Origin of the sequence: Neisseria sp., assembly GCF_030523955.1 — a bacterium.
Lineage (GTDB): Bacteria > Pseudomonadota > Gammaproteobacteria > Burkholderiales > Neisseriaceae > Neisseria.
Genome location: NZ_JAUNHL010000009.1, coordinates 15,375 through 40,202, shown reverse-complemented (window position 1 = coordinate 40,202; position 24,828 = coordinate 15,375). Strand labels below are relative to the sequence as shown.

General features: G+C 50.2%; 14 protein-coding genes. 11 read left to right on the top strand and 3 right to left on the bottom strand.

The features are described from left to right. Positions 1–39 precede the first annotated feature (39 nt). The 3 genes from ilvA (at position 40) to corA (ending at position 4,497) form a co-directional block, all read left to right on the top strand. Entirely contained in the window at positions 40–1,569 is a 1,530-nt protein-coding gene (gene ilvA, locus Q4C79_RS03125) for a threonine ammonia-lyase, biosynthetic (RefSeq protein ID WP_303089577.1), read from the top strand. Positions 1,570–1,734: 165 nt separating this feature from the next. Beyond that, entirely contained in the window at positions 1,735–3,237 is a 1,503-nt protein-coding gene (gene ppx, locus Q4C79_RS03120; protein ID WP_303089576.1) for an exopolyphosphatase, read from the top strand. A 201-nt stretch (positions 3,238–3,438) separates the two neighbouring features. Continuing rightward, entirely contained in the window at positions 3,439–4,497 is a 1,059-nt protein-coding gene (gene corA, locus Q4C79_RS03115) for a magnesium/cobalt transporter CorA (RefSeq protein WP_303089575.1), read from the top strand. A gap of 197 nt (positions 4,498–4,694) precedes the next feature. On the opposite strand, the gene lipA is transcribed toward corA, so the two are convergent. From lipA to Q4C79_RS03100, 3 genes are all read right to left on the bottom strand, one after another. Next, complete coding sequence (gene lipA, locus Q4C79_RS03110) at positions 4,695–5,672, bottom strand: lipoyl synthase (RefSeq protein ID WP_303089574.1); 978 nt, start codon at positions 5,670–5,672, stop codon at positions 4,695–4,697. A 180-nt stretch (positions 5,673–5,852) separates the two neighbouring features. Further along, positions 5,853–6,464, bottom strand: a complete 612-nt coding sequence (gene lipB, locus Q4C79_RS03105; protein ID WP_303089573.1) for a lipoyl(octanoyl) transferase LipB — start codon at positions 6,462–6,464, stop codon at positions 5,853–5,855. Between the two features lie 3 nt (positions 6,465–6,467). Further along, on the bottom strand, positions 6,468–6,740 hold the full coding sequence (locus Q4C79_RS03100) for a YbeD family protein (protein WP_303089572.1): 273 nt from the start codon (positions 6,738–6,740) through the stop codon (positions 6,468–6,470). Positions 6,741–7,028: 288 nt separating this feature from the next. On the opposite strand from Q4C79_RS03100, the gene lon reads away from it, so the two are divergent. The 8 genes from lon (at position 7,029) to Q4C79_RS03060 (ending at position 24,758) form a co-directional block, all read left to right on the top strand. Next, the gene (lon, locus tag Q4C79_RS03095; protein WP_303089571.1) at positions 7,029–9,506 is read left to right on the top strand and encodes an endopeptidase La; all 2,478 of its coding nucleotides are present in this window, start codon (positions 7,029–7,031) and stop codon (positions 9,504–9,506) included. Positions 9,507–9,698: 192 nt separating this feature from the next. Continuing rightward, a complete protein-coding gene (locus tag Q4C79_RS03090) occupies positions 9,699–9,968 on the top strand; it encodes an HU family DNA-binding protein (RefSeq protein ID WP_303089570.1) in 270 nt (89 codons plus the stop codon). 180 nt (positions 9,969–10,148) lie between these two features. After that, positions 10,149–11,996, top strand: a complete 1,848-nt coding sequence (locus Q4C79_RS03085) for a SurA N-terminal domain-containing protein (RefSeq protein WP_303089569.1) — start codon at positions 10,149–10,151, stop codon at positions 11,994–11,996. 599 nt (positions 11,997–12,595) lie between these two features. After that, the gene (glgB, locus tag Q4C79_RS03080; RefSeq protein ID WP_303089568.1) at positions 12,596–16,900 is read left to right on the top strand and encodes a 1,4-alpha-glucan branching protein GlgB; all 4,305 of its coding nucleotides are present in this window, start codon (positions 12,596–12,598) and stop codon (positions 16,898–16,900) included. Between the two features lie 225 nt (positions 16,901–17,125). Continuing rightward, positions 17,126–19,126, top strand: coding sequence for a glycogen debranching protein GlgX (gene glgX, locus Q4C79_RS03075; protein WP_303089567.1), 2,001 nt, complete (start codon positions 17,126–17,128; stop codon positions 19,124–19,126). A 23-nt stretch (positions 19,127–19,149) separates the two neighbouring features. After that, positions 19,150–20,460 (top strand): glucose-1-phosphate adenylyltransferase, encoded by a 1,311-nt coding sequence (gene glgC, locus Q4C79_RS03070; protein WP_303089566.1) that lies wholly within the window; start codon positions 19,150–19,152, stop codon positions 20,458–20,460. A 224-nt stretch (positions 20,461–20,684) separates the two neighbouring features. Continuing rightward, positions 20,685–22,124 carry a glycogen synthase GlgA gene (gene glgA / locus Q4C79_RS03065; RefSeq protein WP_303089565.1) on the top strand — a complete coding sequence of 480 codons (1,440 nt, stop codon included), beginning with the start codon at positions 20,685–20,687 and terminating at the stop codon, positions 22,122–22,124. A 147-nt stretch (positions 22,125–22,271) separates the two neighbouring features. Further along, on the top strand, positions 22,272–24,758 hold the full coding sequence (locus tag Q4C79_RS03060; protein WP_303089564.1) for a glycogen/starch/alpha-glucan phosphorylase: 2,487 nt from the start codon (positions 22,272–22,274) through the stop codon (positions 24,756–24,758). The last annotated feature ends 70 nt before the right edge of the window (positions 24,759–24,828 follow it).

Here is a 24,828-nt window from a genome sequence, read left to right as displayed (position 1 = left end):
GCAAGACTCCTCTTTCCATTGTTCTATTTTGCTTAAATCATGGCCAAAAATCTGCATTCCGACTACCTTACCCGTATCCTCACCGCCTCCGTTTATGATGTTGCCATTGAAACCCCGCTGGAGCCGGCGCGCAGCCTGTCGCAACGCCTGAATAACCATATCTGGCTCAAATGCGAAGATTTGCAGCCTGTCTTCTCGTTCAAAATCCGTGGTGCTTACAACAAAATGGCCTCTCTCTCGCCTGAAGCGCTCCGCAAGGGCGTGATTACCGCCAGCGCGGGCAATCATGCGCAAGGTGTGGCCTTATCGGCGCAGAAATTGGGCTGCGAAGCCATCATTGTGATGCCGGAAACCACGCCGCAGATTAAAGTTGATGCGGTTCGGGCGCGAGGCGGCAAAGTCGTGCTGGCCGGTACTTCCTATAATGATGCTTATGATCATGCGATGAAACTGGTAGCCGAAAGCGGTTTGACCTATATCCCGCCGTTTGACGATCCTTATGTGATTGCCGGCCAAGGTACGATTGCACTGGAAATCATCCGCCAGCATCCCAAGCCGATTGATGCAGTGTTCGTGGCCATCGGCGGCGGCGGCCTGGCAGCTGGTGTAGCCGCTTTTATCAAGAATGTGCGCCCGGAAATCAAGGTTATCGGCGTAGAAACCTTTGATGCTTGTGCGATGAAGCAGTCTATCGACAAGGGCGAACGTGTGGAATTAAAAGATGTCGGCCTGTTTGCCGACGGTACTGCGGTGAAGCTGGTGGGTGAAGAAACCTTTGCCTTGTGCCGCGATTTGCTCGACGACATTATCTTGGTCGATACCGATGACATTTGCGGTGCATTAAAAGATATTTACGACGACACCCGCAGTATCACCGAACCTTCCGGCGCGCTGGCATTGGCCGGTTTGAAAGCCTATATCGAGCGCGAAAACTGCCAAGGGCAAACGCTGATTGCCGTCAACAGCGGTGCCAACATGAATTTCCACCGCCTGCGCCACGTTTCCGAGCGCAGCGAACTGGGCGAAGGCAACGAGGGTATTTTCGCTGTCTCGATTCCCGAACAGCGCGGTAGTTTTCTGAAATTTGTCAACGTTTTAGGCAGCCGCAACATCACAGAGTTTAATTACCGCTACGGCGATGAAAAGATTGCACATATTTTTGTCGGCATTCAATCTGCCGGCGCACGCGATTTGAAGAAAATCAGCGAAGAGCTGACTGCCGCCGGCCTGCCCAATACCGATCTTACTGAAGACGAAGTGTCCAAAATCCACATCCGCTATATGGTGGGCGGGCGTTCCGCCAAAGTACAGAACGAACGCTTGGTAACGTTTGAATTTCCCGAACGCCCCGGCGCACTCACCCGTTTCCTCAGCCAGATGCGCGGAGTATGGAACATTACCCTGTTCCACTACCGCAATCACGGCGCCGACTACGGCCGCGTGCTGATGGGGGTAGACGTACCGCCGGCTGAAATCGACGAATTCAACGCTTTTTTACAATCGGTAGGCTATGTCCATCACGATGTTAGCGACAATGCCGCCTTCAAGCTGTTTCTCAGCAAAGAATAAAATGTAAAATGCCTGTCTGAAAAATATTTATCTGCTCCGTATCACTTTCTTGCGGTTGAAAGTAAACTTTTTCAGACAGGCCTTTACTAATCTTAATGACAACGCCGGCTTTGCCGATCCAAGCGAACGCCGCCTTTCATTTTCTATTGAATGATTGAAGAAAATATGACGATCAACCCCAAATCCATGCTCGCCTCCGTTGACCTCGGTTCCAACAGCTTCCGCCTGCAAGTCTGCCAGATTATCGATGGCCAGCTTAAAGTTATCGACTCGTTGAAGGTGATGGTCCGCTTCGCCGCCGGCCTCGACGAACACAAAAACCTTGATGCTGAATCACAAGAACGCGCGCTGGCCTGTCTGGCCAAATTCGGCGAGCGCCTGCGCGGTTTCGAGGCCGATCAGGTACGCGCAGTGGCCACCAACACCTTCCGCGTCGCGAAAAACATCCGCGAATTTCTGCCCAAGGCCGAAGCGGCGCTGGGCTTTCCGATTGAAATCATTGCCGGCCGTGAAGAAGCGCGCTTGATTTATACCGGTGTGGTGCACACCCTGCCGCCCAACGGCGACAAAATGCTGGTTATCGACATCGGCGGCGGCTCTACCGAATTCGTTATCGGCGCCGATATCAAACCGCTCCATACCGAAAGCCTGCCCTTGGGTTGCGTAACCTACAGCCTGCGCTTCTTCAACGGAAAAATCAGCCAGAAAAACTTCCAAGCCGCCATCAACGCCGCGCGTGCGGAAATCCAACGCATCAGCAAGCTGTTAAAACGCGAAGGCTGGGATTTCGCCGTCGGCACTTCCGGCTCGGCCAAAGCCATCCGCGACCTGATTGCCGAAGAGTTGGGCGAAGACGAAAACATTACCTACGCCGGCATGCAACATCTGGCCCGCCGCATCTGCGAGGCCGGCAGTGTGAAAAAAGCCAAGTTTAACGATTTGAAACCCGAGCGGATAGAAGTATTCGCCGGCGGCTTGGCCGTGATGATGGCTGCGTTCGAAGAGTTGGAAATCAAAAACATGATGGTAACCGACGCTGCCCTGCGCGACGGTGTGTTTTACGACTTAATCGGCCGCCAGCTCAATCAAGACATGCGCGACCAAACCGTCGAACAATTCCGCCAACGCTATCATGTTGCCGCCAGCCAGGCCGACCGCGTGGCCAAAGTGGCGCAAACCTTCCTGCAAAGCGTGTCGCAACATATTTCCGTGCAAGAGCTTGGCTACTGGCAGCGTTATGTCAACTGGGCGGCGCAACTGCACGAAATCGGCCTCAATATCGCGCATACCGCCTATCACAAACACACCGCCTATATTCTGGAAAATGCCGATATGCCCGGCTTCTCCCGCAAAGAACAACAACTTCTGGCGGCGCTTGCGCTCGGCCAGCGCGGTGATTTGCGCAAAATGCCCGAATATGTGGGCGATAACCAAATGATGTGGTTTGCCATCCTCACCCTGCGGCTGGCCGTATTGTTCTGCCGCGCACGCCTGCCCTTGGATCTGCCGAACAACACCCAGCTGCGCCACGACCCGCAAACCCAACAATTTATCCTGCGCCTCACGCAAAATTGGTTGGATGAAAATCCGCTGGCTGCCGATGCATTGGCTTTCGAAGCCGAGCAATGGCATAAAATCAATATGGATTTCGTTATCCAGGCACAATAAATTAAATTGTTTAAATAACCCGAATGCCTGTCTGAAAACTTATATATCGTATTATGTTTTCAGACAGGCAAAGACCTTTGCAAATCATTTTAACATCTTAAAAATCAGCGCTAAGCTCGAGGATGACGAAACATCAATCAATCCTGGATAGAAATGGATTTTTGCAAAGATCTCTCATATTTTTTCGAGCCATACCGCAAGATGATATTCGATCCCCCTGCGCGCAGTAATATTGACCATGCGCCCAAACAAGCCGTCTACCAAACGCTCTATAACGCCGAATCCTGCATTCTCGATGAATTCACACTGCAAGAAAACCGGCAGTTGGTCTCGGAAGACGGCAACGTATTGATCAGCCGGCCGGTAGAGCCCGGTAAAATCTGCTGGCTGCACAGCATCGGCATCAACGATTCCGAATTGCTCAAACAAATCCTCGCCCCCTACCGCATCCACGATTTGGTGATTGAAGATATTCTCAACAACAAACAACGGCCGAAAATCGAAGAGTATCCCGAATACCTGTTTATCGCCGCCCGCGTATTCCAATACAACGGCCCCAAGCTGCAATCCGACCCGGTATTCATCATTATCGGCCAGAATTTCGTCTTAACCTTCCAATCGCGCCCGCTGGGTTTGTTTACCGAAATTCGCAGCCGGTTTGCCGATAACCGCCAACACATCCGCAACAAAAGTATCGCCTATCTTGCCTATCTCTTCATCGACCGGCTGGTGGACGATTATTTCATCACCTTGGAGCAATACAATACCCGCGCCGAAACCATAGACAAAACCCTGTTTAAAAACGATGAAGATACCAACACCTTGCTGTTGCGCATCCATTCGCTCAAACGCGATGCCGTGCGTTTGCGGCGCACCCTGATACCGCTGCGCGAGGTCATCAACGCCCTGATGCGTGGCGATTATTCCATGTTCGACAATGATTTGCGCTTATACATTCGCGACGCATACGACCACATGCTGCAATTGGTCGAATCACTGGAAGCCTCGCGCGATATGGTATGGGGCATGATGGACGTACACCTCTCGTTCCAATCCAACCGCCTCAACCAGCAAATGCGCCTGCTCACCGTCATTACCGTGATTTTTATGCCGCTCACCCTGCTCACCGGTATTTATGGTATGAACTTCGACAATATGCCCGAATTGCACTGGCATTACGGCTATTTCATCCTGCTCGGCGTGATGGCCACCATCATCATTTCACTGCTGGTATTTTTTAACCGCAGAAAATGGTTATAAACTCATCGTTTTATATAGCGGATTTAATTACTTCGATACAAGGCAGCAAGCCGCAGACAGTACAAGTAGTACGGCAAGGCGCAGCAACGCCGTAGCGAAAGTTAAGTTAATCTGCTATAGCAAATAGTCTTCATAAAACAATGCCTGTCTGAAAGGTTTCAGACAGGCATTGAAAGTGATTGGCTTTGTCTATTCTGTTAATCGTGAACACTTTCATGCAAAGCTTGTTCGGCCTGCACATCGGCGTGGTAACTGGAGCGCACCATCGCACCGATGGCTGCGTTTACAAAACCCATTTCATAAGCTTCCTGCTCAAACGCTTTGAATTGATCGGGCGTCACATAACGCAATACCGGCAAATGGCCGTCCGACGGCTGCAAATACTGGCCGACAGTAATCATCTCGATATTGTGCTCGCGCATATCGCGCATGATTTCGCGGATTTCCTCATCGGTTTCGCCCAATCCAACCATAATACCGGATTTGGTCGGCACATCGGGTTGCAACTCTTTATAGCGGCGCAGCAATTCCAGCGAATGTTTGTAATCCGCACCCGGCCGGGCTTGTTTATACAAACGCGGATGAGTTTCCAGATTATGGTTCATCACATCCGGCGGATTTTTCGCCAAAATATCCAGCGCGATATCGAGGCGGCCGCGGAAGTCGGGCACCAGAATCTCGATTTTGGTTTGCGGGCTTTTTTCGCGGATGGCGTTGATACAGTCGGCAAAATGCTGGGCACCGCCGTCGCGCAAATCATCGCGGTCTACCGAAGTAATCACTACATAACGCAGCTTCATCGCCGCCACACTCTCGGCCAGATTTTTCGGCTCGTCCGCATCCAAAGGATTGGGACGGCCGTGGCCGACATCGCAAAACGGGCAGCGGCGGGTGCAAATATCGCCCATAATCATGAAAGTAGCGGTACCCTTGCTGAAACATTCGCCGATATTCGGGCAAGAAGCCTCTTCGCATACGGTATGCATTTTCTGATCGCGCAAAATGTTTTTGATTTCAAAAAACTTCTTGCCGGTCGGTATCTTGGCGCGTATCCACTCGGGCTTTTTCAGCTTTTCTTCCAAGGGCACAACTTTGATGGGAATGCGCGCGGTTTTGGCGGCGCCTTTGTGTTTGACGCCTTGTGCATTGTCTAATTTGACGGTTTCGTTGTTCATGATTGTATATTTCGGGTTAACGGTTTTTAGATGGCTGGACGGTTACGGCTCATGCCACAGGCATGCGGCCGTATGGTAAACACAAGCCCAGTCGGTGCGGTGTTCTTTATGCTGAAGCGGCTTAACTGAAAATTGCCAAACTGCTGTTTTACATTCAAAAAATGTCTTTCAGACAGCCTTTTACGCAGGCGTTTCCAGCTTTTTCTGCAAATGGGCGGCCAGTTTTCCGGCTACTTCGGCAAGCGGCGGGCAAGGCTTGAGAAAATCAGCCATCTGCGTCATTTCCATGCCTGCGTAGCCGCAGGGATTAATGTGGGTAAACGGGGTTAAATCCATATCTATATTTAATGCTAATCCATGATAAACCGAACCGTTTTTAATCCGTAACCCCAAAGAGGCGATTTTGCGCCCGTTTACATACACACCGGGGCGCTTGGGATCGGCGGCAGCGTCGATGCCGTATTCGGCCAACGTGGCGATAATGCTGTTTTCAAGAGCGCTTACAATATGGCGGACACTGGTTTTGCGGCGTTTGAAGTCGATCATGGTATAGACCACCAACTGGCCGGGGCCGTGGTAGGTGATTTGGCCGCCGCGATCAATCTGCACCACAGGAATATCGTCGCGAACCAGCAAATGTTCGCTCTTCCCCGCCATGCCTTGGGTGAACACGGGCGGGTGTTCGACTATCCACAGTTCGTCTTCGGTATCTTCGTTGCGCGCCTCGTTAAACGCTTTCATCGCTTCGAAAGTGCTGCCGTATTCTGCCAGCCCCCATTGAACGGTTTTCATGATTTATAGAACGACTTTCACTTTGGGGTGGGAAGTTAGTGCACGGTAAATATTGTCCAATTGTTCTTGATTTTCTACATTCACCGTTAAAGTCAGCCCGGTATAATTGCCTTTGCTGCTGTGGCGTTCGACCAAGCTGGTTTTGTCTGCATCCGGCGCGTGTTCGCGTACGGCTTCTAAGATTGAGTCGCTAAATTCCGGATGCTTTTCACCCATAATTTTAATCGGGAAGCTACAAGGAAATTCGACCAAACTTTTCTGTTCATTATCGGACATTGCTTACTTTCATTTAAATTATACGTTTTTTCAGACAGGCATTTTCAGCATACAATGCCTGTCTGAAAAATACCATTTCGAAATAATGGGATTTATGCGAGAAAAACACTTGCCAACGATTCATTTTAGCGTAAATCATACCGCGAATCTATGTTCGGGCAAATGTATGCACCCGGCGGATTTTCAAGTCTTGAAAAATGTTTTTCCAGCCCAACATACCGGCTATCCCTATGCATCCCAGCCCCGCTGAACCGATGCACCAATCATAAAGCATGAAGAGACCGAATTATGACTACTAAAAATAAAAAAGAGGAATATGGCACCTTAGCCTTGCTGCCTTTGCGCGATGTCGTGGTATACCCGCATATGGTGTTACCGCTGTTTGTCGGCCGTGCCAAATCGATAGCTGCTTTGGACGCAGCCATCGAGCACGACCAACCGGTATTTTTACTGGCACAGCGTAATCCTAACGACGAGGAACCAGGCGTCACTGATTTACACGAAATGGGTACAATCGCCAATGTGCTGCAAGTATTAAAACTGCCGGACGGTACCGTAAAAGTATTGGTTGAAGGTATTAACCGTGCAAAAGCCATTCATGTGGAAGAAAATGAAGAATATTTTTCTGCCCAAGTTGAAGTGGTGGCAGACGAAATATCCGAAAGCAGCGACATGGAAGCGCTCAAGCGTGCCCTGTTGAACGAATTCGATCAATTCGCCCGCCTGAATAAAAAAATCCCCGCTGAAGTAGTGGCCACCATTCAAGGTATAGACGATCACAGCCGCTTGGTAGATACCATTGCAGCCCACCTGCAACTGAAGCTGGAGTTCCGTCAAACCATTCTGGATATCGCCAATGTAGCCGAACGCATGGAATTCCTACTCGGCCAATTGGAAGCCGAATTGGATATTCTGCAAGTGGAAAAACGCATCCGTGGCCGCGTAAAACGCCAGATGGAAAAATCGCAACGCGAATACTATCTGAACGAACAAGTTAAAGCGATTCAAAAAGAATTGGGCGAAGAAGACGAACGCGGAGAGTTGGAAGCACTGGAGGCACAAATCATGCAGGCCGGCATGAGCGAAGAAGCTCAAAACAAAGCCCTGTCTGAATTGAAAAAGCTTAAAATGATGCCGCCCATGTCTGCCGAATCCACCGTGGTACGCAATTATATCGATACCCTGTTGGAATTGCCGTGGAAGAAAAAATCCCGCGTTATCAAAGATATTGCAAAAGCCGACCTGGTGCTCAATGAAGACCACTACGGTCTCGATAAAGTCAAAGAGCGTATTTTGGAATATTTGGCCGTTCAAAAGCGTACCGATAAATTAAAAGGCCCTATTTTGTGCTTGGTAGGCCCTCCGGGGGTAGGTAAAACCTCGCTGGGCGAATCCATCGCCAAGGCCACCGGCCGTAAATATGTGCGCATGGCTTTGGGCGGCGTAAAAGACGAGAGCGAAATCCGCGGACACCGCCGTACTTATATCGGATCAATGCCCGGGAAAATCATTCAAAGCATGATCAAAGCCGGTGTAAAAAATCCTTTATTCCTGCTCGATGAGATCGATAAGCTCGGCAACGATTTCCGCGGCGATCCTGCCAGCGCCTTGCTGGAAGTGCTCGATCCCGAACAAAACAGCACTTTTGCCGATCACTTCATCGAAGTGGATTTTGATTTGAGCGACGTGATGTTTATCGCCACTTCCAACAGCCTCGATATCCCGCCGGCATTACTCGACCGCATGGAAATCATCCGGCTTTCCGGCTATACCGAAGACGAAAAAGTCAATATCGCCATGCAGTATCTAGTGCCGAAACAAATGAAGCGCAACGGCGTGAAACCGACTGAATTGGTTATCGAAGAAAGTGCGGTACGCGATATCGTACGCTATTACACCCGCGAAGCCGGTGTACGCTCTCTTGACCGCGAAATCGCCAAAATCTGCCGTAAAGCCGTGATGGCCGTGCAATTGGCGGAAGATTCGGCCAAGACTGCGAAGAAAAGCAAAGCAAAATCGAAAGTCAAAGACGATACCATCGTAGTCAACTCGGAAGCATTACACGACTATCTCGGCGTACGCCGCTTTGATTTCGGCGTTGCGGGCAAAGAAAACCGAATCGGCCAAGTAACCGGCTTGGCATGGACGGAAGTCGGCGGCGAATTACTCACCGTAGAAGCGGTTGCCCTCAAAGGCAAAGGCAATATTGTGCGTACCGGGAAATTGGGCGACGTCATGCAAGAATCGATTACCGCTGCTTGGAGCGTCGTACGCTCACGCGCCGAAAGCTTGGGCATTGCGCCGGATTTCTATGAAAAACACGATATCCACGTACACGTACCGGAAGGTGCCACGCCCAAAGACGGTCCCAGCGCCGGTATTGCCATGACGCTGGCGATGGTTTCCGCTTTTACCGGTATTCCCGTGCGCGCCGATGTGGCGATGACCGGCGAAATCACCCTGCGCGGCGAAGTATTGCCTATCGGCGGATTGAAGGAAAAACTGCTGGCAGCGCTGCGCGGCGGCATCCAACATGTGATGATTCCGCACGATAACGTTAAAGACTTGGAGGAAATCCCGCAAAATGTGAAAGAAGGCTTGCAGATCCATCCGGTTAAATGGATAGACGAAGTACTTTCTTTAGGTTTGGAACGACAACCTGAACCATGGTCGGACAAAACCCCGGCAATAACGGAGGGAACTGCCGCAAGCACTACCCTGTCGAACCCCAATGGCAAGTCAAGCGTAAAAGCAACCAAGCACTGAGAAAGTGTAGTTTAGTGTTGTAAAAGCTGCGGCGGGAAGCAAGATAATGTTGAAAAGCCCGATTATTCTTGCATTCCCGCTTGACACAGCGATTTTAGGCTTGTTATAAAGTCGGTGATGTATCAATTTCCACCTTAAAAAGCCCGATTTTTCGGGGTTTCCATCCATAGTAATACAGAAAGGGACTTAATCGTGAACAAGTCTGAATTGATTGAAGCTATTGCTCAAGAAGCCGATATCTCCAAAGCAGCCGCAGCAAAAGCCTTGGACGGTATGATGAACGCTGTAACAGGTGCTTTGAAAAAAGGTGATACCGTGACCTTGGTCGGATTCGGAACCTTCTATGTAGGCGAACGTGCCGCACGTCAAGGCCGCAACCCGAAAACCGGCGAACCTTTGACTATCGCCGCCGCTAAAACGCCTAAATTCCGCGCCGGCAAAGCTTTGAAAGATGCGCTGTAATCCTGTTTTCTGAAGCGCTAAAATTTCTGAATCGTTAAAAAGCAGACTTTTAAGTCTGCTTTTTCTTCTTTACAGACTTTATTGTCCGCCATAACTTTTCAGACAGGCATCCGGCAGCAAAATACGTTACAATGGCATGTTTGTTTGATTAACTAATTTACTTAATAAAGACTTATCCCTATGTTTGCAGCCGTAGAGAAATTCAGCGGCCCGGCTAAAATCCTGCTGGGTCTGATTGCCCTAACCTTTGTCGGTTTCGGCGCCAGTTCCGTTTCCACCTCCTCTTCCGACTACATTGTAAAAATCGGCGAGCGCCCGATTACCGTGCAAGACGTTCAGCGTGCGCTGCAAAACGCACAGGCTTCCGGCAGCCAGAACGCAACTGAACAGTCTATTCTGCAAGCCTTGCAAGAACGTGCTTACTTATTGGAAGGCGCCAAATTGATGGGCATCGGCGTTTCAAAAGAAAAATTGAAACAGCAGATTGTTTCCATGCCCGCTTTTCAAGAAAACGGCAAATTCAGCCAACAAAAATTCAATGATTATTTAAAACAAATCAATATAAGCGAAGACCAATTTGTGGCCAACGCAGAAGAAGACATGCTGCTGAACAACCTGATCAATCTCGGCGGCGAAGGCAATATCATTTCCGACAGCCAGGCAACCGACCTCATCAAACTAACCCAATCAGCCCGCATGGTGCGCTCGGTAAGCTTCAATCCGCAGCAGTTTGTCGGCCAAATCAATACCAGTGATAAATCCCTGCAAGATTTCTATAATGAGAAAAAAGCCGATTATATGTTGCCGGAAGCGGTGAAATTCCAATATGTCGTTCTGTCCTTGGCCGACTTGGCTGCCAAACAAACCGTCAGCGAGCAAGAATTGAAAACCGCATTCGAGCAGTCTGCCAATAACAATAAACCACGCCGTGAAGTGCAACACATTCTGATTCCGAAAGGCAATACGGAAGCCGAGCAATCTACCAATAAAGCGCAAGCAGAACAGATATTGGCCGAAGTCAAAGCCAATCCGGCTAAATTCGGCGAACTGGCGAAAAAATATTCTCAAGATCCGGCCACAGCCTCCCAAAATGGTAATTTAGGTTGGATCCAACAAGGCGGCGGCTTGCCTAAGGCCTTTGAAGATCAGGTATTTGCTATGCAGAAAGCCGGAGACATCAGCGATGTACTGACCACTGAATACGGCTACCAAATTATCAAGCTCAACAAGATTCAGGATAAAGGCTCATTCGAACAAGACCGGCCGATGCTGGAAGCCGATTTGAAAATGAAAAAAGCGCAGGAAAGCTTTGCCAAAGCACGCGAAGAATTGGCCGCCGCCGCATTCGACCATCCCGACAGCCTCAAGCAGGCGGCCGACAAGCTTGGCTTGAAAATCGTTTCTATCGACGAATGGGTGACCCGCAAAGAAGCCGATGCGCAAGTGGCGGAACAAAAATTATCGGCCGATTTTGTTAAAGCCTTGTTCAGCGACGATGTACTGAAGAAAAAGCGCAATTCGGAGCCGGTTACCGTTAGTGAAAATACGGTAGCGGTGGTACGCGCCAGCGATGTACGCGCCGCCAGCCAGCAATCTTTCGAACAGGCTAAAGAACAGGTGCGTTTCGATTATCTGCGCACACAAGCCGAAAAAATGGCACAGGAAAAAGCCAAACAAGCCTTGGTTGACCTGCAAACCGGTGAGAAAGTTGATTTAAAATGGTCGCCGCAGGAAAAACTAACTGCCGCACAAGCCGGCCAGAACTTGCCGCCACAGGCCTATCAATCTTTGCTGAAAGCCCGCCCAAGCGAAAATAAACCGGTTTATTTCCTGGCTGAAGGCTTGCCGGTACCGGTATTGATTGCAGTGGATTCCCTTCTGCCGCCGGAAAATATCGAGGCGCAATTGCCGCAAGCCAAGCAAATGCTTCTAAATGCTGAAACCAATACGGTGTTTGCCGGCTTGATGTCTTACCTGCAAACACGTGTTCCCGCCGAGCAAGGCAACCAAAAGCTGGAGAATAAATAAACCCGATGCCCGATTATCGACTGCATAATCGGGCTTTGGCTTATTCCGTATGCCTGTCTGAAAATCGAACTGAAGTTTTCAGACAGGCATTATCTTTTTATAAACTATAGCGGATTTAATTAACTTTCGATACAAGGCAGCAAACCGCAGACAGTACAAGTCGTACGGAACCGATTCTGTTGCCGCTTTAGCGGCTTACAAAATCGTTCTCTCCGAGCTAAGGCGCAGCAACGACGTAGCGAAAGTTAAGTTAATCCGCTATAAAAGTAGCGCTGCGTTTGATTCAGCATTGAGTACCCCTTTACTTCAAACAATAATGCCTGTCTGAAAACCTGTTTAATTGTCTGATTTCGTTTTCCAAGTCTTTGTTTTTTTCTATATTCCGTTTTTCATTGCACTGATTACAAAAATTAACAATTAAATTAATCCCATTGAAAACAGCATCATAACAAAATACCATCATTCGAGATAACCAATTTAGAATATAACGCCTAGTAGCAAAACGGTTTTTCATATTATATTACTGCTTACCAAGGCTGATTCTTTAAAACTAAAACTCAAATCAACCGGTCTGACAATATAATCAATGGAATTCTACGATGACCGATAATACGCTCTCAACGCAAGCAAATCATTTGGGAATCGGGCTGGGCTATCATGATATCAATGGCCGCTATCACCCCACTTCCGACGAAGTATTAACCGAATTGGTGGCTCTGCTCTCAACGGTAACGCCGGCTGATGATGCTTTTGATACGGTGGCAGTCTTGCCGCACCAGATGCCGGTCGAATTTTTTGCTCCCGATCACCTGCCGCACGAAGCAGAATTTCTGCTCAGCGGCGACAATGGTTTGAATTTGGCACTCAATGTCGAATCCGGTTTCAGACAGGCCTCTTCTTTCGCACTGCGCCTGCCTTCCCTTCCCGACGGTTATTACACCCTTACCGCCTCGTTGCACGATTCGGACATTGTCTGGCGCTGCCTCTTAATCGTGGCGCCGCCTACGGTATACCGCCCCCCTTTTCTCGCCGGCGACAACCGCCTCAACGGCTTAACGATCCAGTTATACAGCCTTTATTCCGACACCAGCTGGGGGATAGGCGATTTTTCATGCCTGTCTGAAACCATGCGTTTTGCCGGACAAAACGGCTTGGATTTTGTCGGCATTAATCCCCTGCATGCACTATTCACCCGCTCGCCGGCGATGGCGAGTCCGTACAGCCCCTCTTCCCGCATCTGGCTCAATCCGATTTATCTCGATCTGCATCAAATAAGTGCTTTCACCGGTTCACCCAAAGCACGCCGTTGGTTTAACGGTAAAAAAGTGCAAAGCCGCCTAGCTGCCGTAAGGGCCAGTGAAACGGTGGATTACACCGAAGTGTGGGCACTGAAAAAAGAGGCGCTGCAAAAAGCTTTTGAATATTTTGAAGAACACCAAAACGATGCGACAGGCGCAGAAGGAGATCGGTTTGCCCGTTTCATAGCAGAAAAAGGCAGCCAACTGGCCGGCTTTGCGCTGTTTGAAGCGATTGACCAGCATTTTGGCTCTTCCGAACAAATCGGTTGGCTTGGTTGGCCAAAAGATTACCAAGACCCCGAACACGATGCCGTGCGCCGTTTTGCTGTCGAACACGCTCGGGAAGTGCGCTTTTATATGTGGCTGCAATGGTTATGCGCCGAACAACTGGATAAGGTGCAACAAACCGCCGCCGAAGCCGGCGTACGCCTCGGTATCTACGGTGATTTGGCCGTCGGCGTGTCGCGCGGCAGCGCCGATACTTGGCAAAACCGCAGCAATTACTGCCTCGATGCTTCTATCGGTGCTCCGCCCGATCCCTTGGGCCCGTTGGGGCAAAACTGGCAATTGCCGCCGCTGCATCCGGTTGCGTTACAACAGACCGGCTTTCGCGCCTTTATTGATCTATTGCGCGAAAACATGCGCTTATACGGTGTTTTACGCATCGATCATGTGATGGCACTTTGCCGTTTATGGTGGGTTGTGCTGGGAGAAAACGCCGCCAACGGTGCATATGTACATTACCCGCTCGAAGCCATGATGGCGATTCTCGCGCTGGAAAGCCACCGCCATCAGTGCGTGGTGATCGGCGAAGACTTGGGAACGGTGCCCGACAATATGCGCGAAGCCCTCTTCCGCTACCAGGTATTCACCTATTCCGTGTTGTATTTCAACCGTCACAGCAACGGCTATACCCTGCCCGAACACTATCCAGAACAGTCGATTACGGTAACCAGCACCCACGATGTCGCACCGCTGGCCGGTTTCTGGCGCGGTCAGGATTTGCTCGACATGGCCGAACTGGGCGTATTCGACGGTGAATTGTCGCTAACGGAAGCGCAAGCCGAGCGTGAACGCAACAAACAGGATTTGTTTAACGCACTGAAACAAGCGGGATGCCTGTCTGAAAACAGTGAAATGCCGCATGAAATGACGCCCGAGTTGCTGCACGCGGTACATACTTTCGGTATGCAGAGCAAAAGCCGCCTTTATGCCTTCCAGATAGAAAACCTACTCAATATCAGCCACAATTTCAATATCCCCGGTATCGCTTCGGGTTATCCCAACTGGGCACGCAAACTGCCGGTGGCGGTAACCGCATTCGATTCGCAACCACAAGTCTGCCAAGAACTTGCCTCAATCAGGAAAGAAATAGATATGAAAAAAAATACTTCCGCTACGCCTGCTTATCCCCCGCTCGATCGCGACGAACAGCAAACGGTTGATAGCTTTTTCTTTGCCAACCACGGCAACCCCTTCTCCTATCTCGGCCGCCACCGTGTCAACGGTTTGGGCGAGGTTATCCGTACCATACAACCCGATGCGGAAAAAGTAAGCGTGATCGATCGCAACAGCGGCGAAGTCATTATCGAAATGAACAAAACCGATTCACGCGGTTTCTTTGCCGTGATTTTGCCGCCCAATACCCCCGATTATGCACTTTTGGTACAACATCCCGGCAGCGAAGCTTACCGCATCGAAGATCCTTACCGCTTCACTTCCGGCCTGCAACCCTTGGATTCCTGGCTGCTCGGCGAAGGCAGCCACCTTCGTCCTTATGAAACATTGGGTGCACACCTCGCGGAAATGGACGGCGTTAAAGGCGTGCACTTCCGCCTGTGGGCACCGAATGCCCGCCGCGTATCGGTTATCGGCGAATTCAACCAATGGGACGGCCGCCGTCATATGATGCGCTTCCACCCCTCTACCGGCATCTGGGAAATCTTTATCCCCGAAGTACCGTTTAATGCCTTGTATAAATTCGAATTGCTTGATGCAAACGGCAATGTCCGCCAGAAATCCGATCCTTATGCTTTCGCCTCCGAACTGCGTCCGACCACTGCTTCAGTGGTGCGCGGCTTGCCGGAAAAAATGCCGGAACCTGCCTTCCGCCGCCAAGCCAATGCGGTAGACAGCCCGATCAGCATTTACGAAGTCCATCTGGGTTCGTGGAAACGTAGGGTGGAAAACAATTTCTGGATAACTTACGAAGATTTGGCCAAAGAGTTGGTCGACTATGTAAAAGAAATGGGATTTACCCATATCGAATTCATGCCGATTTCCGAATATCCGTTCGACGGCTCTTGGGGTTATCAGGCCACCGGCCTTTATGCGCCGACCAGCCGCTTCGGTTCGCCCCAACAGTTGCAATACCTGATCCAAACCGCGCATGATGCCGGTATCAGCGTCATCCTCGATTGGGTAGTCGGCCATTTCCCGGTAGATGACCACGGCCTTAACCATTTCGACGGCACCCCCTTATACGAACATGCCGATCCGCGCGAAGGCTACCATCAGGATTGGAACACGCTGATCTACAACTTCGGTCGCACCGAAGTGAAAAACTTCCTGCAAGGCAATGCCCTTTACTGGATTGAGCGTTTCGGTTTCGACGGTTTGCGTGTTGATGCCGTCGCCTCGATGATTTACCGCGATTATTCTCGTAAAGAAGGCGAGTGGATTCCCAACCAATACGGCGGCCGCGAAAATCTGGAAGCCATCAAATTCCTGCGCGACACCAACACCATGTTGCAACAGGAAGTGCCCGCCGCTTCCGAAATTGCCGAAGAATCCACTTCGTTTGCCAATGTTACGCGCGCTGAAGGGCTGAATTTCCAATATAAATGGAATATGGGTTGGATGAACGATACCTTGCGCTATATGCAGGAAGACCCGGTTAACCGCAAATACCATCACAACCTGATGACGTTCGGCATGGTTTACCAATACAGCGAAAACTTCATTCTGCCCTTGTCGCACGACGAAGTGGTGCACGGCAAAGGCTCGCTGTTATCGAAAATGCCCGGCGATGCTTGGCAGAAATTCGCCAACCTGCGCGCTTACTACGGCTTTATGTACGGCTTCCCCGGCAAAAAACTGCTGTTTATGGGCAGCGAATTTGCCCAAGGCCGCGAGTGGAACTACGACCAAGCACTCGACTGGTTCCTGCTGGAAGAAGAACACGGCGGCGGCTGGCACAAAGGCGTGCAGGATTTCGTGCGCGATCTCAATCATGTCTATCGCGAACACGCGCCGCTCTATCAATTGGACCAATGGCCGGATGGATTCGAATGGCTGGTGGCCGATGACGGCAATAACTCGGTATTCGCCTTCGAACGACGCGACCGTGAAGGCAACCGCATGATTGTAGTCAGCAACTTCACCTCTGTGGTACGTGAAAACTACCGTATCGGCGTGAATGCGGCAGGTACCTACCGCGAAGTGATGAACTCCGATAAAAGCCAATACAAGGGCAGCGGCGTCAGCTCGGGATCGGAAGTATTCACCGAAGAAATTTTTTCGCACGGACGCCCGCAGTCGCTTAATCTGACTTTACCGCCGTTGGCAACGGTTTTCCTCTATCTGGATAATCAAGAACAGGAATAATACCTTCTGCTTTTTCAGACAGGCATTGCCAACACAGAATGCCTGTCTGAAAAACAGCAAAACCTGCCATCAAGAAGTTTTTGCAAAACAGCCCGTGCCGGTTTCAGGTTGTTTTCCAAAAATTTCCATAACTTAAATAACCGCTGTTTTTCAGACAGGCATAATCCCTACCTATTTGTAGATACGGCCGTTATTCTTAAAGAACCAACCCCATCCGCACAACACATGAATAAGTTTTACCCCAGAAAAGATAAAAAATTCAGCATAAGCAAAGGCAGCCCTTACCCGATGGGCGCCACTTTAAAAGACAACGGCGTGAATTTCGCTTTATTCTCCTCACGCGCAGAAAAAGTAGAGCTCTGCCTATTTGACGACAACGGAAAAGAAACTCGCCTCACCCTGCCGGATGTCGACCGCCATATCCATTTTGGCTTTGTCGAAGGCTTGCAAGCCGGACAACGTTACGGCTACCGCGTATACGGCAGTTATTACCCCGAGCTCGGCCTGTTTTTCAACCCGAAAAAATTACTGGCCGATCCCTATGCGCGAGACATAGACGGCACACTGCATTACTGCAACCCGGAAGAGTTGGCTTGGCTGCGCTACGATGACCAGCGCGACAACGCAGCCATCGCCCCCAAAAGCGTTGTAACCGCACCCAGCACATTTGATTGGCAAGACGACCGTTTTCCCGATATCCCATGGCCGGATACCGTGATTTACGAAGCCCATGTAAAAGGCTTAACCAAATTAATACCCGGCTTGGAACACGCAGGCACTTACGCCGCCTTGGCCGATCCGAAAGTCATTGCCTATCTGAAAGAATTGGGCATCACGGCAGTCGAATTACTGCCCGTACAGCTGCATTTGGACGAATACCATCTTCAGCAAAACGGCTTGAGCAACTACTGGGGCTATAACACTTATTCGCATTTCAGCGTAGAGCCCTCTTATGCGGCAGCCCCCAAAAACGCCGCCGACGAATTGCGTTGCGCCGTACGCGCCCTTCACGCTGCCGGTATCGAAGTGTTTCTGGACATCGTATTTAACCATACCGCCGAGCAAGACCGCAGTGTCGGCCTGATGCTCAGCCAGCGCGGTATCGATAATCCGGCCTGGTATTGGCAGGAAGCAAATTGCTCATACAGCAATTGGAGCGGTACCGGTAATACGTTGCAATTATCCGAACGTAACGTTACCCGCTGGCTGATGGACTGCCTGCGTTATTGGGTGCAAGAATTCCACATCGACGGCTTCCGCTTTGATTTGGCCGTAGTATTGGGGCGCGAACCCGGCTTCAATACCTACGGACGATTGTTTCAGGCGATTTACCAAGACCCGGTGCTGGCCACCCGTAAAATGATAGCCGAACCATGGGACATCGGTCCCGGCGGCTACCAAGTCGGCCATTTTCCGCCGCCGTTTGCCGAATGGAACGACCGTTTCCGCGACGACATGCGCGCTTTCTGGGTTCAGGAAAGCGGCAACCTCGGAGCCTTTGCCGAAAGATTGGCCGGCTCGTCCGACCTATTCCGTCACCACGGCCGCACCCCTGTCGAAGGAATTAATTTTATTTGCTCGCACGACGGTTTCACCTTGCGCGATTTGGTCAGCTACAACGAGAAACATAATGAAGCCAATGGCGAGCAAAACCGAGACGGCCACAGCCATAACTTGAGTTGGAACCACGGTGAAGAAGGCGGCACCGACAATGCCGAAATTCTAAAGTTGCGCGAATACACCAGCAAAGCATTGCTCTCATCACTATTCCTCGCCAACGGCACCCCCATGCTGCTGTCCGGTGACGAGTTCGGCAACAGCCAAAACGGCAACAACAACGGTTATTGTCAAGACAACGCCATCACTTGGCTTGACTGGTGGGCCCGCAATGCCGAATTGGAAAGCTATGTTCAAAAACTATTGGCCTTACGCCGCGATATTGCCTTGCTGCACGAAGATGCATGGTGGGACGACAGGGTACACTGGATGACCGCCGAAGGTTTGGAAATGCACAAACACTGGGAAAACCGCAGCAGCAAAGCCATGCAGGTTTTATTGGACGACGAATGGCTGCTATTGGTCAACGCCAAACGCAGCACACAAATGTTCTATCTTCCGACCGGTAGCTGGAAATGCCATCTCGCACCATCAGAAGATTACGAACATAACCATTCCGAATGCCGTGTCGGTCATATGGGCATTTGGATTTTTCATAAAAAAACCTGACCTCAATAGCAAAGGAGAAATTTATGGCAACCCTTACCGAAAAAGAAATTGAAAACAAACGGTATTTAAGCAGCAGCAGTATTGCAGACAACACGCTCGTGTTGATACTGGCAGGCGGCCGCGGTTCCCGGTTGTATGAAATGACCGATCGCCGCTCCAAACCGGCCGTCTATTTCGGCGGCAACTGGCGAATCATTGATTTCACCTTATCCAACTGCTTGAATTCCAATTTGTTGAAAATCGGCGTGATTACCCAATACGAAGCCCACTCGCTGCTTCGACATCTGCAACATGCCTGGTCGTTCCTTCCGCGCGAACGCGGCCAGTTTGTCGATATGCTGCCCGCCCGCCAACAAGTAGATGAGTCTATGTGGTACCGCGGCACTGCCGATGCCGTGTGGCAGAATGTCACCATCATGAAAGAGCATTACAAACCGAAATACGTGCTCATTCTGGCCGGTGACCATATTTATAAAATGGACTATATGCAAATGTTGCGCGACCACATTAACAGCGGCGCAAAATGCACGGTAGGCTGTATCGAAGTCAAACGCAGCGAAGCCGACCAATTCGGCATCATGGCGGTCAACGAACACCTGAAAGTGCAACAATTCGTTGAAAAACCGGCCGATCCCCCCGCCATGCGAGAAAAGCCGGATTCTTCGTTGGCCTCCATGGGTATTTACGTATTCGATGCCGACTATCTTTACAGTACCTTGGAAAGAGAAGTCTGCCGCGAAAACACCCATCACGATTTCGGCAAAGACGTGATTCCGCGCGCATTGGAAGAAGGTGTATTGTATGCCCATCCGTTCGAGCGCTCGTGCATGGGACGCAATGCCGAAGGCAGCATCTACTGGCGCGACGTCGGTACCCTCGACAGCTACTGGCGCACCCACATGGATTTGGTAACCGAGCATCCGCAGCTGAATCTGTTTGACAATCAATGGCCGGTTCGCGGCCTGCCCACCCAATCCATGCCCGCCAAGTTTTTCTATAAAAACAAAAGCCGGCGCACCTTAGATAATTCGATGGTCAGCGGCGGCTGCATCATCAATGATGCCGAAATTACTTCTTCGGTATTGTTCGGCCGGGTAACGGTGGACGAAGGTTCCGTTATCGATTCGGCGGTAATATTGCCGGGGGTTTCCGTCGGTAAAAACTGTCATCTCAAAAATTGCATTATCGAACGCAACTGCGTTATCCCTGACGGTATGCAGATAGGCATTGATCAGCAAGAGGATGCCAAATACTTCCGTACCAGCAGTAGTGGCGAAGTGGTATTGGTCACCCCCGATATGCTACAAAAACGGGAACAGGCAAAAACCAAATAAACCACCGTCTGCACCATACACGGGCCGACTAAATCATCGTCGGCCCGTGTAATAAAAATAACCGTAAACTGGTATAATTTATGTAACAAAATAACAACTAATACAAACAGATACTCAAATAAAACCGGCTTGTCCTGTAAATAGCTATCTGAACGCGATAAAATAACCAAACACAATAATAATTACGAAGCCTTAGGCTACCATTATCAAATCTGGAGATTGTAATGAAAATACTGCATGCAACTTCTGAACTTTATCCCTTAATCAAGACCGGTGGCTTAGCCGACGTCTTAGGTGCGCTACCGTTTGCCCAGCAAAAACGCGGCGACGATGTGCGCGTAGTGTTACCTTATTACCGCAAAGTACGCGAAGCATTGCCTGAAACTATTGAAATTGCCTCGCGCGACACCTTTGGCGGTTATGTCACCGTCCGTTTTACCGATTTCAACGGTATCGGCCTTTATTTGGTTGATGCTCCCCACTTGTTCGACCGCGAAGGCAATCCTTATCACGATGCCCATTACACCGATTACAGCGACAACGTTATCCGTTTCGGCGTTTTAAGCTGGGCGGCGGCTGCCCTTGCCTGCGGCTTGGACGAGAACTGGGGCAAACCGGAAATCCTGCATGCGCACGATTGGCAGACCGGATTAGCACCCGCTTATCTCAAACATTGGCAGTCGCCCGTACGCAGTGTTTTTACCATTCATAACATTGCCTACCAAGGCATGTTTCAAGCCAAACATTTAGCAGAATTGGATTTGCCATCTTCCATGTATCAAGTGGAAGGTTTGGAGTTTAACGGCCAATTATCATTTCTTAAAGCCGGACTGTTTTACGCCGACCATATCACTACCGTCAGCCCCACTTATGCAGCGGAAATTACCCAAGAACCCGCAGCCTGCGGCTTGCACGGTTTATTGCAAACCCGTCACTCTGAAGGCCGGCTCAGCGGCATTCTCAACGGAGTAGATGATGCAGTATGGAACCCGCAACACGATAAGCATTTGGAAAAGCCTTATCATCTGCGGGCCATGCAAGGCAAAAAAGTCAATAAAACCGCTATTCAAGAGCAGTTCGGTTTACCAGTGGATACCGATACCTTGTTACTGACCATGATTTCACGCCTAACCTCTCAAAAAGGCGCGGATTTACTGTTGGATGCATTAAACCGAAAACTGGCCGAAGGCGCACCATTGCAATTCATTTTGCTCGGCAGCGGTGTACCCGGTATCGAGCAAGCATTTAAGACGCTTGCTGCCGCCTACCCCAATCAAGTAGCCGTACACATCGGCTACGACGAAGAACTTTCCCACCGCCTGATTGCAGCAGCCGATATTATTTTGGTTCCCAGCCGCTTCGAGCCCTGCGGCCTTACCCAACTTTATGGCCTGAAATACGGCACCCTGCCGTTAGTACGCAAAACCGGCGGTCTGGCAGACACAGTGGTCGATAGCGATAACGCCAGCATCAAAAACAAAACTGCCACCGGATTTGTTTTTGAAGAAGTTTCATCGGAAGCCTTATCCAATGCCCTGAATCAGGCTGCCAACCTATGGGGATCGCGTACTTGGAGCAGCATCCGTAAGCAAGCCATGCAGCAAGACTTCGGTTGGCACATCGCAGCCGAAAACTATAATGAATGTTATCAACAGACTTACTGATGTTTGGAAACTGAACGAATATCTCCTGTAAAACACCGTGTTTTCAGACAGGCATTCTTGATACTCCTGTCTGAAATCAATACTCTATCTCAACTTACCTCAACCACGATATTAATCAGTCATAATTCACAAAAAAGGAATAACACTATGGTTAACAAACTTCCAGAATACGAATATCGGATGCCCAAGCCGGATGCCGATTTCGTCCGCCAATCCATCGTATACAAACTGATTTTCACCCTCGGTGTAGATCCCCGCGAAGCCAAACATGAAGACTGGCTCAACGCCGCCATGTTTGCCGCCCGCGATCTGATGACCGAGAGTTTCCTGAAAACCCGCCGCAGCCACATCGAAAACAAAAAACGCATGGTGTACTACCTTTCCATGGAATTTTTGATGGGCCGTGCCTTTGTCAATGCACTGATTAACGAAGGCGTATTTGAGACCTTTAACGAAGCCTTCAAACAACTCGGCCTGGAATTCTCAGAAGTGGCCGAAGAAGAAGAAGATCCCGGCCTGGGCAACGGCGGTTTGGGTCGCTTGGCCGCATGTTTCCTCGATTCACTCGCCACCTTGCGCATTCCGGCCATGGGCTATGGTATCCGTTATCAATACGGTATGTTCAAGCAGGAAATCGTAGACGGCCAACAAATCGAAAAACCCGATTTGTGGCTGGAACAAGACATGGCTTGGCAATTTTTGCGACCGAACAAAAGCTATCCTGTTTCCTTCGGCGGCCAGTTGCACAGCCACGGCAGCATCAAACACTGGGAACCGGGCGAACAGATTACCGCATTAGGTTACGACGAAATCATTCCGGGCTACGGCGGCGATGTAGCCAACACCCTGCGTTTGTGGACCGCCCACGCCGGCGACCTGTTCAACCTGGCCGAATTCAACAAAGGCGATTACTTCTCCGCCATGCGTGCGCAAACCAGCGATGAAAACATCTCGCGCGTACTCTACCCCAACGACTCGACCGACAGCGGCCGCGAACTGCGCCTGAAACAAGAATACTTCCTGGTATCAGCCTCTATTCAAGATATTATTGCCCGCCATAAATGCCGCTTCCCCAACATCCGCACTTTGGCCGATGAAGTTGCTATCCACCTGAACGATACCCACCCGGTATTGGCCATTCCGGAACTGATGCGCATCCTGCTTGACGAAGAAGGCTTGAGCTGGCAAGAAGCTTGGGGCATGTCATGCAAAATTTTCTCGTACACCAACCATACCCTGATGAGCGAAGCGCTGGAAACTTGGTCTATCGACCTGATGGGTCGCCTGTTGCCGCGCCACCTCGACATCATTCTGGAAATCAACAAATATTTCATTGATGCCCTGCGTGCGATCGGCCATTATGATGATGACTTTATCCGCCGCGTTTCCATTATCGATGAAGAACATGGCCGTCGCGTACGCATGGCTTGGCTTGCCGTTATTGGTTCGCACAAAGTCAACGGCGTGGCCAAAATCCACTCAGATTTGATGAAAACTTCGATTTTCTCTGACTTCGCCCGCATCTTCCCCGACCGTTTCACCAACGTGACCAACGGCGTGACTCCCCGCCGCTGGATTGCCGTGGCCAACCCGCCGCTGGCCGCCTTCCTCGACAAGAACCTCGGCGAAAAAGACTGGCGCCTGCATCTGGATCACCTCACCAATCTGAACAAATTGGTAGATGACAAAAAAGTACAGGCCGAATTTGCCGAAGTGAAACAATACAACAAACAACGCTTGGCCGATTACATCGAAAAAGAATTGGGCATTAAAATCAACCCGCAGGCTTTGTTCGACGTACAGATCAAACGCATTCACGAATACAAGCGCCAAGCGCTGAACCTGATGCACATCATCGACCGTTACAACAAAATTCTGGAAAATCCCGATGCCGACTGGCAGCCGCGCGTATTCATTTTCGCCGGTAAAGCCGCCTCCGCCTACTATATGGCGAAAAAAATCATCCGTCTCATTAATGATGCCGCTAGTATCATCAATAATGACGACCGCGTGCGCGATTTGATTAAAGTAGTATTCATCCCGAACTACAGCGTCAGCCTCGCCGAAATGATTATTCCCGCCGCCGATTTGTCCGAACAAATTTCATTGGCTGGCACCGAAGCCTCCGGCACCGGCAACATGAAATTCGCCCTTAACGGTGCATTGACCATTGGTACGCTAGACGGTGCCAACGTTGAGATTCTGGAGCATGTCGGTGATGAGAATATCTTTATCTTCGGCAACACGGTAGAAGAGGTAGAAGCCATCCGCCGCCAAGGCTACGATCCGATCAGCTACATGGAACAAGACCCGGATCTTCGCCGCATCATTCGCCAAATCGCCACCGACGTATTCTCGCCGCAAGAACCTGGCCGTTACAGCGACGTATTGCATGCAGGCGGCGATTACTACCAAGTGCTTGCCGACTTCCGCAGCTATGTCGATACCCAGTACAAAGTGGACGACTATTATCGTCAACCGGAAAAATGGCGCCGCTCCGCACTGATTAACATCGCCAACATGGGCTATTTCTCGTCTGACCGATCGATTCAAGATTACGCAGACGGTATCTGGCACATCAAACCGCTGACCGATAAAGAACTGCCACATGATCCGCATGTGATTCAGCAATAAATCGGCCTTAGCCCCAAATGCCTGTCTGAATAATTTCAGAAAGGCATTTTTATTTCCAGATGGTTTTAAG

What these genes read in the sequence shown, in the direction of transcription:
- corA (WP_303089575.1), top strand. Translation starts at nt 3,439, where the DNA reads ATGATATTCGATCCCCCTGCGCGCAGTAATATTGACCATGCGCCCAAA.
- Q4C79_RS03060 (WP_303089564.1), top strand. Translation starts at nt 22,272, where the DNA reads ATGGTTAACAAACTTCCAGAATACGAATATCGGATGCCCAAGCCGGAT.
- ilvA (WP_303089577.1), top strand. Translation starts at nt 40, where the DNA reads ATGGCCAAAAATCTGCATTCCGACTACCTTACCCGTATCCTCACCGCC.
- Q4C79_RS03100 (WP_303089572.1), bottom strand. Translation starts at nt 6,740, where the DNA reads ATGTCCGATAATGAACAGAAAAGTTTGGTCGAATTTCCTTGTAGCTTC.
- glgC (WP_303089566.1), top strand. Translation starts at nt 19,150, where the DNA reads ATGGCAACCCTTACCGAAAAAGAAATTGAAAACAAACGGTATTTAAGC.
- glgX (WP_303089567.1), top strand. Translation starts at nt 17,126, where the DNA reads ATGAATAAGTTTTACCCCAGAAAAGATAAAAAATTCAGCATAAGCAAA.
- glgA (WP_303089565.1), top strand. Translation starts at nt 20,685, where the DNA reads ATGAAAATACTGCATGCAACTTCTGAACTTTATCCCTTAATCAAGACC.
- ppx (WP_303089576.1), top strand. Translation starts at nt 1,735, where the DNA reads ATGACGATCAACCCCAAATCCATGCTCGCCTCCGTTGACCTCGGTTCC.
- lon (WP_303089571.1), top strand. Translation starts at nt 7,029, where the DNA reads ATGACTACTAAAAATAAAAAAGAGGAATATGGCACCTTAGCCTTGCTG.
- lipA (WP_303089574.1), bottom strand. Translation starts at nt 5,672, where the DNA reads ATGAACAACGAAACCGTCAAATTAGACAATGCACAAGGCGTCAAACAC.
- Q4C79_RS03085 (WP_303089569.1), top strand. Translation starts at nt 10,149, where the DNA reads ATGTTTGCAGCCGTAGAGAAATTCAGCGGCCCGGCTAAAATCCTGCTG.
- lipB (WP_303089573.1), bottom strand. Translation starts at nt 6,464, where the DNA reads ATGAAAACCGTTCAATGGGGGCTGGCAGAATACGGCAGCACTTTCGAA.
- glgB (WP_303089568.1), top strand. Translation starts at nt 12,596, where the DNA reads ATGACCGATAATACGCTCTCAACGCAAGCAAATCATTTGGGAATCGGG.